At 71.1% G+C, this 12,565-nt stretch carries 8 protein-coding genes and 3 pseudogenes; 5 read left to right on the top strand and 6 right to left on the bottom strand.

The features are described 5' to 3' along the window. On the bottom strand, positions 1-3,078 hold a 3,078-nt coding region (locus tag NBW84_RS08985), incomplete at its 3' end, for a pentapeptide repeat-containing protein (RefSeq protein ID WP_250283546.1). Then, positions 2,988-4,295 carry a TIR domain-containing protein gene (locus tag NBW84_RS08980; protein WP_250283544.1) on the bottom strand — a complete coding sequence of 436 codons (1,308 nt, stop codon included), beginning with the start codon at positions 4,293-4,295 and terminating at the stop codon, positions 2,988-2,990. The genes NBW84_RS08980 and NBW84_RS08985, both read right to left, overlap by 91 nt. Here NBW84_RS08980 and NBW84_RS08975 point away from each other — a divergent pair. Then, positions 4,294-5,391, top strand: a complete 1,098-nt coding sequence (locus NBW84_RS08975) for a DUF4143 domain-containing protein (RefSeq protein ID WP_250283542.1) — start codon at positions 4,294-4,296, stop codon at positions 5,389-5,391. The genes NBW84_RS08980 and NBW84_RS08975 overlap by 2 nt on opposite strands. 133 nt (positions 5,392-5,524) lie before the next feature. Here the strand turns inward: NBW84_RS08975 and NBW84_RS08970 are convergent. Next, positions 5,525-6,896, bottom strand: a pseudogene (locus tag NBW84_RS08970) (ISKra4 family transposase). Positions 6,897-7,139: 243 nt separating this feature from the next. Here NBW84_RS08970 and NBW84_RS08965 point away from each other — a divergent pair. Beyond that, the gene (locus tag NBW84_RS08965) at positions 7,140-8,219 is read left to right on the top strand and encodes a M4 family metallopeptidase (protein WP_250283541.1); all 1,080 of its coding nucleotides are present in this window, start codon (positions 7,140-7,142) and stop codon (positions 8,217-8,219) included. 64 nt (positions 8,220-8,283) lie between these two features. Further along, complete coding sequence (locus NBW84_RS08960; protein ID WP_250283537.1) at positions 8,284-8,577, top strand: protealysin inhibitor emfourin; 294 nt, start codon at positions 8,284-8,286, stop codon at positions 8,575-8,577. A 28-nt stretch (positions 8,578-8,605) separates the two neighbouring features. On the opposite strand, the pseudogene NBW84_RS08955 reads toward NBW84_RS08960, so the two are convergent. Continuing rightward, positions 8,606-8,731 (bottom strand): annotated as a pseudogene (locus NBW84_RS08955) (IS5/IS1182 family transposase); the annotation flags it as partial. A gap of 449 nt (positions 8,732-9,180) precedes the next feature. On the opposite strand from NBW84_RS08955, the gene NBW84_RS08950 reads away from it, so the two are divergent. Together NBW84_RS08950 and NBW84_RS08945 are read left to right on the top strand one after the other, a co-directional pair. Next, positions 9,181-10,065, top strand: coding sequence for a GH25 family lysozyme (locus tag NBW84_RS08950; RefSeq protein ID WP_250283535.1), 885 nt, complete (start codon positions 9,181-9,183; stop codon positions 10,063-10,065). A 234-nt stretch (positions 10,066-10,299) separates the two neighbouring features. Next, positions 10,300-10,452: pseudogene (locus tag NBW84_RS08945) on the top strand (IS6 family transposase); the annotation flags it as partial. A 109-nt stretch (positions 10,453-10,561) separates the two neighbouring features. Here NBW84_RS08945 and NBW84_RS08940 read toward each other — a convergent pair. Both NBW84_RS08940 and NBW84_RS08935 read right to left on the bottom strand, forming a co-directional pair. Further along, positions 10,562-11,536 carry a phosphatase PAP2 family protein gene (locus tag NBW84_RS08940; RefSeq protein ID WP_250283533.1) on the bottom strand — a complete coding sequence of 325 codons (975 nt, stop codon included), beginning with the start codon at positions 11,534-11,536 and terminating at the stop codon, positions 10,562-10,564. A 43-nt stretch (positions 11,537-11,579) separates the two neighbouring features. Further along, positions 11,580-12,565: hypothetical protein (locus NBW84_RS08935; RefSeq protein ID WP_445548671.1), on the bottom strand; the 986-nt coding region annotated here is incomplete at its 5' end.

Here is a 12,565-nt window from a genome sequence, read left to right as displayed (position 1 = left end):
GTCGGGGGAGAACGCCACCGCGTACTGGGGCGATGCCGCTGGCCGTGGCATCACCTGCGCCCGGTCTCGCCCGGCGAGCGCTGCCGTGGCCAGTTCGGGCGCGTCCACGGCGGGGCCGAGCCGGCCGCCGAGAAAGGCGGCCCGTGACCAGTTGCTGCCTGTCAGTGTCGCCCCGGTGAGATCCGTGTCGACGAAGCGGGTGCCGCTGAGGTCGGCGCCGGTCAGGTCCACCCCGGTGAGCTCGGCCCCGGTCACCCGCGCCTGCCGCATCGACGCGCCGGTCAGGTCGGCCGCGCGCAGGACTCCGCCGGAGATCCGGGCGCCGTCGAGGTCCACCTCATGGGCCACCACCCCCTCCGCCGCGACATCACTCAGCGTCGCCCCGGTCAGCCTCGCCTCGGACAGGTCCGCGCCGTCGAGCCTGGTGCCCTTCAGGGAGGCGCCGGCGAGCACCGCCGCCCGCAGGTCGGCGCCGCGCAGGTCGGCGCGGTCGAGCCGGGCGTCGGTCAGGTTCGCCCGCCGCAGGTCGGCATCGCGCAGGTCCTGGCCGGACAGGTCCTCGCCCGCGAGGTCGGCACCGGCCAGGTCCGCCCCCGTCCGCAGCCGGACACCCAGCCGCCGCGCGACCAGCTCCGCGTTCGCCTTCGCCACCGCGGGCGCCGCCGCATCGGTGACGGTGTTCTGCGCCCAGCGGGCCGCCGCGTCCCGGCCGGCCAGGTCGGTGAAGAAGTCGGCCATCAGCTCCGACATCTTCTGCGCCGCGAGCAGATCGCCGGCATGGCCACCGCGGCCGGCCGGCGCCGTGAGCACACGGGCGATCTCGGCCGCGACCAGGTACTCCATCACCGACTGGTGGATGAAGGCGAACCGGCCGTCGGCGTCGCGGCGCAGCGCGGTGCCGGAACCGAGCAGGTGGGCGGTCTCGTCCGCGGTGCGGCTGCGTGGGTCGCGCATCGACCGGAGCACGTGGCCGGCGATCTCGGTCAGCCTGGCCACGCCGACGAAGGCCGCGCCGTCCCGCCACAGCGTGACGGCGAGTTCGGTGACGGCGGCCCCCCGTTCGTCGACCGTCAGCTCCCGTGACCGGGTGTGCTCGTAGGCCAGCCACTGGCCGATCAGCTCCCGGTACAGGTCGGCGGCGGTCACCGTGCCGGATGCGCCGTCCGGGCCCTCTGCCGGCTCCTTGGCCGGACCGGCGGTCCCGGCGCTGGCGCCGCTGGCAGCGCCGGGACCGCCGGCGCCGGCCTCACCGGTGACCTCGCCGGTAGCGGTGCCAGCGGGGAGCCGGCGCGCCCGGCGCAGCCGGTCCTCGTCCAGGTCGGCGATGAACGACAGCAGCCGCGGGTTGTGCGCCAGATCGGGGAGGTCCCGCACCTCCTCGATCAGGGCCAGGCGGTCCGCCGCCAGCCGCCGCGCCTCGGCACGGCGGGAGCCGGGATCGGGCAGCTTCTGGGACAGCGCCCGGTCGTAACGCCCGACCAGGAAATCATGGATCTGCCCGGAGGTGAACTCGGTCAACCGGACGATGTACCGGCCGAACGTGCGCGCGACCTTCTCCCCGGTCTTCTTCAGCACCTCGTCGTCGGTCAGGAAGAACTCGGCCCGGCTCGTCACGAGGATCTTCGCCTGGCCGGCGGCCGCCGGGGTATCGGGGCCGGCCCGGCCGTCGAGGGCGTCCAGCAGGGCGTCCAGGTCCTCCACCGCGCGTTCGTAGGTGACGCGGGCGGCGAGCTCGTCGAAGCCGTCGCAGATCAGCACCAGCCGGCCCCGGCCCAGCATGTAGCGGAAGGCGTCCAGGTCCGGCCGGCGGACCGCCGACTCCACCAGATGCTGGGCGACGAGCTGGTCGAGCTCCAGCGACTTCTCCAGCCTGCCCAGCTCGATCAGCATCGGGTCCACGTGCGGCAGGTGGCCGGGCAGCTTCAGGGCGAGCTCGTGGGTGAGGAAGGTCTTGCCGTACCCGGGCTCGCCGAGCACGAGGACGAACCGGGCCTCGTCCGTGGTCAGCCACTCGATGATCTGGTCGAGGGCGGTGCCGGGCACTGTGTCGGGCACTGTGCCCGGCACAGTGTCGGGCGTGCGGCCGACACGGCGGATGCGCTGCGGCACGTACAGCTCGGGCGGGTAGTTCACGTCGGTACGCAGCCGGACGGTCTGCCGGCGGACGTAGTCGCGCAGGTCCAGCACACCCTGGTATTCGGGCCTACTCAGCAGCGTCATGCCGAGCCGCTCGGCGTGGGCGACCAGGCCCGGCGCGGCCTGCGCCCCGGTGTAGACGAGGTCGGTGAACACGCCCGGGTGGGCGGCCAGGTAGCCGTGCCGGACGGTCCGCGCGAACTCGTCGACCCCGGCCGCGTCCGCGTCGCCGTCGAGCAGGCCGACGATCCGGTGCTCGGCGATGCGCCCCTCGGCGCGCCACAGCCGCAGATGGGCGGGCGGCCCGCCGTCTCCCGCCGCCTTCTCGACCCGATCGACCCTCGCGTCCGGATGGCGCAGGCGGGCCACCTCGGCGATCTCGTCCAGCAGGTCGGGTGGCCGCGGCCCGGCCGGCTCGCCGTAGCGCCGCTCGCCGGACGGGCCGTCGTCGTCCAGGAAGGGCCCGTCGGGAGATCTCCCGTCCGGGAAGCGGCCGTCCCGGCGCCAGCCGGAGCGGTACCGTCCTGGCTCGCTCTCCCCACCGCCATCCCCCGCCGGGCGCGGGAACGCCGCGTGCACGGACCGGAACTCGTGCCGGGTGCGCACCGACCAGGAGCCGCCGGCCGGGTCGATCCGCGGGTCGCCCGTCCAGCGTCGCTGGTCCGGCTCGTAGCGGCGGGCGTACCGGGTGAACCCGGCCCGGTCGATGCGGATCAGCTGGTACTGGTTCGCCACCTCGGACGGCCGGGCGGACGCGGCGGCCGCCGCGCTGCCCGTGGACACCACCGGCAGCCCGGAGACCGGCAGCGAGCCGGCCCGGCCGTCGTGGGTGTGACCGTGCAGGAGCAGGTTCAGGTGGGGCCCGAGGATCCTGTCCAGGTCGTCGGCGTCGCGCAGGTTCTCGTCGTCCGAGGCCGCGCCGCGGACCGGGTTGTGGTGCACCTCGCGCCGATCCGCAGCCAGCCGTCGCGCTCGTAGCGGCGCAGCGCCTCGGCGACCGCGCGGAGCTGGCGCTCGCCGAGCCAGCCGTAGTGCTCCTCGTGCGTCTCGGCCATCGTCGAGTTCAGCCCGGCCACGACGACCCCGCGGCCGTGGACGGGGATCTCGAACAGCGACCACTCGGCGTTGACCTGGAACCCGGTCGTCGCGTCGTCCCCGTAGAACCGCCGGAGCAGGTCGGCGAAGAACTCCCACTTCGGCCAGTACGGCGGTTCCGGCCGTCGTCCGTACGCCTGCTCGCGCAGGAAAGAGGACTGGCAGAGCAGCCAGTTGACGTCGTGGTTGCCGGGGACGAGCGCGAACCGGCCGCGGTCGAGCCCCAGGCTGTCCGCCAGCGCGACGAGGAAGTCGTACACCTGGTCGAACTCGGCCTCGGTGCCGGTCTCGGCCAGGTCGCCGGTGACCACGACGAGGTCGGGGCGCAGCCCCTCGGTCACGGCCCGCTCCCGCAGGTCGTCGTGCAGGCGTCCGAACAGCGACGAGCGGGCCCGGTCGGCCTCGGTCAGCCCGGTCCTGCCGAACACATGGTTCGCCCCGAACTGGGTGTCGGAGATGTGCAGTACCGTGACGGCCTGCTCAACGTTGCTTGGCCCGGTGCTGGCTGGCCCGGTGCTGGCTGGCCTGGTGCCGGCTGGCCCGGTGCCAGCTGGGCCGGGGAACGCGGGCGGGCCGGCTGGGCCGGGGAAGAGCGGGGCGGCGGTGGGTTTAGCCCGGCCCTCGATGGAGCCGGTGATTCCCGTCAGCAGCGCGTCGGTGGCGGCCGTTTCGCCGAGGCCCACCAGGTCGATGTAGGTGATCGACCGCAGCAGCCCGTCCGGCTGGCACTCCGCGACCCGCACGGGGACGATCCGGCGCGCGCGTCCCTGTGGGTCGTTCGGCCAGAGCGTCTGCCACTCGGCGTTGCCGTACTCGGATTCGTCCAGGTAGGTGGGGGAGAGGATGGCTACCACCCGGGCCGACGCCGGCAGCGTGCGATGCATACTGGCCACCCGGCTCGTGCCGGCGACGATGTCCCACGCCTGTAAGAACGCGCGCGCGGGCCGCCCGTCGATCCGCACCCGTGCCTCGAGCTGCCAGGCGATCCATGCCGCCCAGGCGGCGTCCGCGCCGGTATGGCTGATGAAGAAGTCGCAGTCACGACCGTCGCCGGATCCCGCCATGTCAGGCTTCTCTTCCCCCGTGCCTCATGGGAAGAAGAATGTCACGATCCGCGCCGGCGGCGGCCGGCGGTGTGCCCGCAGCCCGCCTGCGGCCCGCCTGGCCCACGGCCCCCGCCTGGTCGACGACGATCCGCGTCCGGGACGATTCGTGCTGACCGGTTCCTCACAGGCGGACCTCACCGCCTCGGGCTGGCCCGCGACCGGCCGGATCGTCCGACTGGCCATGTATCCGCTCGTCGGCCGGGAACGCCACGGCGACCCGGCCTCGCCATCCCTGGTCGATCGGATCGTCAGCGGTGGCGCGGACGCCCTCGCCGGCCCCGCCGCCGGCTGGGACCTGCACGGCTACCTGGCGGAGGCACTTACCAGCGGCTGGCCCGAAGCGCTGCGGGCCCCGACCGAACGAGCCCGCGACCGCTGGTTGACCGGATACGTCGACCATCTGGCGACGCGGGAAGCGCCGTCGCTCGGTGTCGCGAGAGATCCCCTGCGCATGCGGAGATATCTCCGGGCGATAGCCGCGAACACCGCCGGCGTGCCGACTCACAAGCTGCTCTACGACGCCGCCGGCATCGACCGGGAGACCGCGGTCGGCCAAGATGATCTTCTTGGCACTCTTATGGTCACCGACCGGGTCCCGGCCTGGGCGGGCAGCCGCATGGACCGCGCCGTCCGACTGCCCAAGCGCTACCTCATCGATCCCGGTCTCCTCGGCCCGCTGCTGCGTATCGACCACCGCCGTGCGCTTTGTGACGGTGACCTCCTGGGACGTGTCCTCGACACACTCGTCGCCACGCAACTGCGCGCCGAGTGCGCCCTCAGCGTCGTCGGCGCCGACATGTTCCACCTGCGCGGCGCCAACGGCCGTCGCGAGATCGACCTGATCATCGAGACGCGCGACGGTCACGTCATCGCGATCGAGGTCAAGGCGTCCGCGGCTCCCTCACCCGCGGACGCCCGTCACCTCGAGTGGCTGTGGGAACGGCTCGGCCCGAAACCTGCCGCCGTGCTCCTCGTCCACACCGGCCCGCGGGTCTTCCAACTGACCGAACACGTCCTCGCCGTCCCCATCGCCAGCCTCTGGTCATCGAGCTGAGAACTGTCACCGAAGGCTCCGGAGGATGCCCCGGCCTTCAGGCCGGGGAGGAATCCGGTCCCCCGCGGAGCGGGGCAGGGAAAGCCGATCCGCAGGGATCGGCGTTGGGTGCAGTTCTGTTGAAGTGACTTGATCAGGGTGGTGTGCGGCTGCTCGCGTACTGGCTGTCGTGGTTGCGGTGTTTCTCCTGGAGAAGGTGGAAGTGCCAGTAGTCGCCGAAGTCGCCGTTGGCGATCAGTGTGCGGAGGGTGACGATGGCTTCGGCGCCGTCGAGTCCCCAGCGGGCGCCCGTGATGTCCATGCGGTCCTTGACGAGATGGCGGCAGGCGCCCTCGATGACGCCGGTGGCGATCGGCCAGCCGCTGGCCAGCGCGGCGGCGTAGTCGAGGTGATCGGCCTTGGCGTCGAGGTAGTCGGCGGCGGTGTCGGCGCCTCTGCGTTCCTTCTCGTCGTAGTTGTTGGAGGTGGCGCGGCGGCGGATCCCGGTGGCGACCTGGCGGGCCTTCCCCTCCAGGACGAGCCGGGCTCGGTCGGTGACCCACTTCTCGGCGTCGGGGTCGCCGGTGGCGAAGAACGACCAGCCGGCCTTCCACAGGTACTCCAGCACGGGGATGAAATCGATCAGGATGTGGACGGTGACGCCGTGGCGGGCGGCCTCGGCGGTGACGGCGTCGAGCTGGGAGTTGTTGCCGTCGACGAGCACGACCCAGGTCCGCACATGGTGCGGAGCGCGCCGCTCGGCCTCGTCAAAGCCCTGCGCGACGACGGTGGCGAGGTCGTCGACGACCGAGCAGGCCAGCCACTTCCCCGTCGCCTCCGGCCCTGTTTCTCCCCGGGCGACAGCCTCGTCGCCAGCTTCCGCCCCGCCGCCGCGGCCTTCGCGGTGGCCGGGCGCAGCCCCTCGGGCCGCATCACGATGCCCTTGCCATCGAACTGCAGCACCAGCAGCCGATCCTGCTCCGCGGCCCCGGGCCGGTCCTGGGCGCAGAAGGCGCCGACGTCGGCGGCGCCGGCCCGGGCCAGCTCAACCAGCTGCCGCTTGCCGACCCGCACCCCGGTCGCCCGCTCCACCGCCGCCACCGCGTCGTCGAACGAGCCGCGGGCCGCCTCCAGCGCCACCAGCCGGGCCAGCCCGTGCCAGTACAGCCCATCCGGCAGGTTCGGCCCGGCGTCGGCCGGATGCAGGTTGGCCGCCCCGGCGCTCGGTAGGCCAGCCGTGACACCCTGACCAGCCCGAACACCGTCGAAAGCCCCCGGCCATGGGCCTTCTCCACCCGCGTACGCACCACCCCGTCCGCCCCCACCGGCGCCACGGCCAGCCGCCGCTCCCGCACAGCCCGCAGATCCAGATGATCCTGTAACAGCGCCCGGGTCAGTTCCCGCGCCCGCCCCGCCAGCCACACCTCAAGATCGGCATGGGTCAGGCCGGCGGTCCCCGCCCCCGACAGCCCCACCCGCAGCCGGTCGAACCGCTCCTCCGACCGCTCGAACGCACCCGCCGGCACCGCCTCCGGCGAACCCCCATACCCTGACACCCAGGCTCCTTGCTCGCGACACGTTCAGGACTCGACACCCGCGAACACAGCGACAAGGAGCCCTTTCGCGATCAACCCACGGCCAGCAGTCCGGGATCATCCAGTCAACGACCTCACTCAGGAAGATCTACACCCTTCTGTGTTCGTTTAGTTACGTAGATGGGTACACCGGGGAGCGACTCGCTCGAAAGGGAAGCGAAGGAAGGGGCTCTCATGGTCATGTACCGTCCGGGAACGATGCCGCACCGGCCGTTGCACTGCATCGTCCCACCCGACCTGCTGGCTCGGATCGTCCGCGAGGGCGAGACCGAGGAAGAGCGGGCGGCAGCGCTACGCACCCTGCAGTTGGACCACTCGTTCCGGCTGGCCCGCGCCGAGACGGCCGCCCGTTCCGGGGGGCGGGAGGCCCGCCCGACCACGTTCGGCCGGCAGGGCGGCCGGCCACAGCGCACCATCTACGACCAGCATCATCAGGAAATCCAGACGCCGGGTACCCCGGTACGGAGCGAAGGACAACCGGCGACCGGTGACCCGGCGGTCGACGAAGCGTACGACGGCTTCGGCGCGACGTACGACTTCTACTGGCGGATCTTCGACCGCGACTCCATCGACGGCCAGGGGCAGCCGCTGCTCGGCGGAGTCCATTATGGGGAAAACTACGCCAACGCCATCTGGGATGCCGGCCGCATGTTCTTCGGTGACGGGGACGGCCAGCAGCTCACCCGCACGACGGCGGGGCTCGACGTAATCGCCCACGAACTCACCCACGGGGTCACCCAGCACGAGGCAAACCTGGTCTACAGTGGTCAGTCCGGCGCGCTCAACGAGTCCATCTCCGATGTCATGGGTAGTCTGGTCAAGCAGTACCGGTTGAGCCAGAAGGCCTCCGATGCCGACTGGCTGATCGGCACGGACATTGTCGGCCCCGCGCTCGGGCCGGCACTGCGGTCGCTGAAGGCACCCGGTACCGCCAACCGGCACGACGACCAGCCAGCCGACATGAACCATTATGTCCACACGGCCTCGGGCGACGGCGGCGTGCACACCAACTCCGGCATCCCGAACCGGGCCTTCTACATCGTCGCCGATACCCTCGGCGGTTTCGCCTGGGAAGCGCCGGGCGCCATCTGGTATGCCACGCTGCGGGACCCCGAGCTCGCCCATCCCTCTCCCGAGTTCCGTACGTTCGCTCGGATCACCCTCCGTCAGGCACAGCAGATATACGGTCCGACCAGCGACGAAGCCCAGGCGGTACGGGACGGCTGGGACGCGGTGAAGGTTCCGCTGAACTAACAACACGGGGGTCCGCGACCCGACCTGGCCTGACAGGGGCTCTCACCCGGGGCATCATCGAAGGGTGCGTGTGGAGTTCGAACGTAGCGGCGGCTTCGCCGGTCTGGTTCTGCATGCTGTCCTCGACACCAGCGAACTCGACCCGGAGCAGGCCGGGCAGGCCGAAGCCGCGCTGGACACCCTCGGCTGGGATCAGCCGGCAACGCCCCCCCAGGGGGCCGACCTCTACCAGTACCGGTTCACCGTGACCGACGCCGCCGGCCGGCGGCGCTCAGCGGTCCTCAACGAGCTGCAGGTACCTGCCGCGCTGCGTCCGCTGGTACGAGAACTCGTCGCCCGAGGCCGGCTCCCGTCCTGACAAGGGACTGCTCGCCCTTACCCCGGCGGGTGAGGGTGTGGCCGAGCCGGGTGAGGATGCCCTCGTCGCGCCAGGCGGCGTAGGAGGGAGACGCGGTGGCGTGCGCCGGGAAGCCATGGGGCAGGTATCGCCAGGGAACACCAGTGCGGTTGATTTTCCGTGGGCTCATGACGGAGGTTTCTCCCTGGCCGGGGCGGCGGTAAACCAGCGGGCCGGGAACTGCCTCACCCTGGCAGGAGAGGGGCTTTCACCGCATCGGTAAACCAGACAGACAGCCGGCCGCATCTCCGCCCTTGACGACCCTCGCGCTCAAGACCATGGAGTGCACGAATCCGCCTTTACCACGCGAAAGCCGTAAAAGCTACGGCCGGCATAAACGATTCATCCCACCGAAACCACGTAAATATCCACTCAGGGGGTGTTTCGTTGTGAGGAAACGCGGTTTCGGCAATAGCAAGATCGCTTCCTGTTGATCCTTGTCGGTCTTCTTCGGCAGCGAGCCGCCCTGCGATGCGATATGTGGACGCAATCTGGGAATAATCGTGCGGAGACCTCTGCAGAGGAGCCGAATAGTCGGATAGGTATCTAAGGAGTGCATGCGACATGTCGCGTTTTGCTGATATCTCCATATACAACGCGTCTTTCGACGCCGACGTCTACAAGGACGCCGGACACGAGCTAATCGTCATCAAGGCGACGGAAGGGGCCACGTATACCAATGAGCGGTGGGAGGGGTGGGTTAAGGACGCTCGCCACACCGGGCTACGCGTCGGCCACTACCATTTCGCCACCACATGGGACGCTGCGGACCAGGCGGCACATTTTCTGAACGTGGTGAACCGAAACTACCACCCCGACGACATCCTTATCCTCGACCTGGAACAGGCCGCGATCCCGGCGCGTCGACGTGGCGACCTCGCCCGCGACTTCCTCGGCAAGATAGACCATATGCCCGGCGAGAAATGGCTGTACTCCGGCAAATTTTTCCTCCAGGAGGGGAGAGTATCCTACTTCGGGGTACCGCTGTGGCTGCCCTCGTATACCAATACGTGGCGGGACAGTATGCTCCCCCACGGGTGGGACAAAGAGACGCTGGTGGCGTGGCAGTTCACGGCCACGGCCACGGTGCCAGGCGTCGGGAAGGCCGCCGGAGGCGTGGACTACAGCGAGTGGTACCCGACCACGCCGCAGCCCGGCAATCGTTTCGCCGGATACCCGACCCTCCACCGGGGCGACCAGGACTCGCACCGCACCGGCACCTTCCCTGACCGGGGAGCTCCCGTGCAGACCCTCCAGAACGCCTTGAATATCGTGTTGGGATGGGAGGGGGGCCACCCGTCCAGGCTGGCCCCGGACGGCGATTTCGGGCCGGCGACGCATGAGGGCGTGGTGCACTACCAGGGACAGCGTGGGCTGACGGCCGACGGGGTGGTCGGCACCCGGACCTGGTCCCGCCTGGACTCCGATCTCGACACGATCGGACGGTGATCACGACGGAAGGATAAATAAATCCGTTTCATCCGTATTGGGTATCCTCGCCTGCATCCGTCTGAGATGGGGGCCGCGTCTCCGACTGGAACCAATGGCGCAGGGTTCACATACATCCTCACTGTCTGTTGTGTTCGCTGGGCTCTTGATCAGGTAAGGCGGACGGATGCGTCGACGCCCTGCCCGTTCGCTGATCCCCGCCTCGGAGTTCACGGGTTCCGGCCCCCACCGGCAGTGATCGTGCTGTCGGTCCGCTGGTACCTCCGCTACGCGCTGTCGTACCGGGACGTCGAGGAACTCCTGGCCGAACGCGGCCTGGTCGTCGATCACGTGACCGTCTACCGGTGGATACAGCGGTTCACCCCGCTGCTGATCGACACCGCCCGCATTGGGCAACGGAGTCGTAACGCGGGGGAGGACGTCAAGGCGAGGCGCTCGAGGGCTACGACGAGGTTGTTCCTGGCGGGCGAGCTCTTTTCCTGGCGGACGGGGGTTTTCACGGCGCACGCGCCGGCCGCGGGCGTGTCGGCTGCCGCCGGTTGCGACGCCGCCGGTCAAGGACGACGGCCGAGGCCGCCAGCGCGAGCCAGGCCGCACCGAACGCCCAGCCGCCGACGACGTCGGTGGGCCAGTGCACCCCGAGGTAGACCCGCGACACCCCGACCCCGGTCGTGATCAGGACGGCCGCGGCGACCGGAGCGGCGAGAATGGCCTTTCCCGCCGGCAGGAGGCTGATGATCAGTGCGGCGGCCAGGCCGTAGCCGATGGTCGCGGTGGCGGTGTGCCCGGACGGGTAGGCGTAGCCGTGCGGGTGGGCCAGCCACAGCGCCGCCGGCGGCCGCGGGCGGGCGACCGACCGGTTGACCATCAGGCGTACCAGCTGACCGGCCGCGAGCACGGCGACGGCGGCGACGGGCGGCGTCCAGCGGCCGGTCCGCCGCCACCACAGCACGCCCACCACGACCAGCAGGCCGTAGACGACCGGTCCGCTACCGAGACCGGTGACCACCCTGGCCCATGATGTCAGCCCGGGGCCGCGCCGGGCGGTGACGCCGTGCAGCAGCCGGGCGTCGTCGGCGGCGAGGCCTTCGCGGGCCACCACGTCCCAGGTGACCCCGCCGAACAGCCATCCTGCCGTGACCAGCGTCGCAAGGGCGGCGGCCGGAGGCCGGCCGAGCCGGAACAGCGGCCCCGGACGCCGACGGATCCGGCCCCGGACCCGGCCGGACCGGCGGGCGGCACGGTATCCCACGGCCGCGACGGCCGCGACGACCGCGCCAGCCGCGACGGCCGCGATCACCGCCCACAGCGGTAGGCGCTGCCCGTGCGCGAGCACGCCGAGCAGGACCGCGGCCGCACCGGAGAAGACCAGCCCGACGAGCGGGGACGCCCCCGCCGCGGACAGCACGAGGAACGGTAGCGGGACGAGCCATGGTGAGGCTCCCGGCAGACCGTCGACAAGGTGGCTCATCGACAGACACCTACCAGGCCGGCCGGTCAGTGCGGCGGGCCGGTCAGTGCGGCGGGCCGAGCAGCGCGCGTACGAGCGCGATGCCGAGCTGGGAGCGGTCGGTCTGCCAGACGTGGCAGTACTCGTACGGCCAGGCGTAGACCGGGCACTGCCCGGTGCAGAGGGCGGACACCCGTGGCTCGTCGAGATCGGCGGCGGCGTAGCGGTACAGCAGCTCGATGCGGGCGACGATGACACCGTAGTCGAAGACGCGGGCCAGGCGGTTCTCCCGGGCGAGTACCGCCTCGATCGTCAGGCCCTCCAGGGGGTACCTGTCGGGAAGGACGTTCTGGAGGGACAGGAAGAGATCGGCCGCCCGGCGGCGTGGGTCGCCCAGGAGAGCACCGAACACGGCGAGCCTGCCGAGCGCCAGCCTGGGGCGCGTGAGCAGGCTGTGCGCGTAGAGGACGCGCAGGAGCGCGACGTCCATGAAGAACCGTTCGAGCGGTGTCTCGAGCGCGACGAGCTCGCGGTTGTCCAGGTAGCCGGCCACGATGCTGGCGTTGTGCGCGCGGTACCAGGCCTCCGGAGCGGGACGCCGCAGGAACGCCAGCCAGTGCCGCACGGCGGTCGTGCTGGGCTCGCCGTGCACGCCCCTGGACAGCAGGTCCGCCTCGGCCGCGTCGCGGAGCAGGGACTCGTTCACGGCTCGCCACCACGGGCTGCCGGGCGTCGCGGCGCTGGCGGGTGCCAGCAGGCCGCGCTGGATCTGCCACCGCATGAAGGCCATCTCGGCACGCCGATAGGGCCGGATACTCCGGGCCGCGACGCGCCGGTCGTAGAACTGCGCGGCAAGCCGGAGACGCCGTACCGGGTCGTCACGGGCGATGGCAACCAGTTCCCCCGCGCGGTGAGCAGCACCCGCCGACACCCCTCGGCCGGACACCCCCCGAGCATATCGGACACTGGACCAGAGCTCAGGGACTGGGACGCCGTCGCCGCGCCGGTAGGTGCCTTGCCGGCGGGCGACGCGGACCAGGAGAGCCCTGG

It is taken from the genome of Protofrankia sp. CiP1_Cm_nod2 (genome assembly GCF_920664355.1).
Lineage (GTDB): Bacteria > Actinomycetota > Actinomycetes > Frankiales > Frankiaceae > Protofrankia.
The sequence above is the reverse complement of the archived record's forward strand: the minus strand, read 5'-3'. Positions and strand labels throughout refer to the sequence as shown.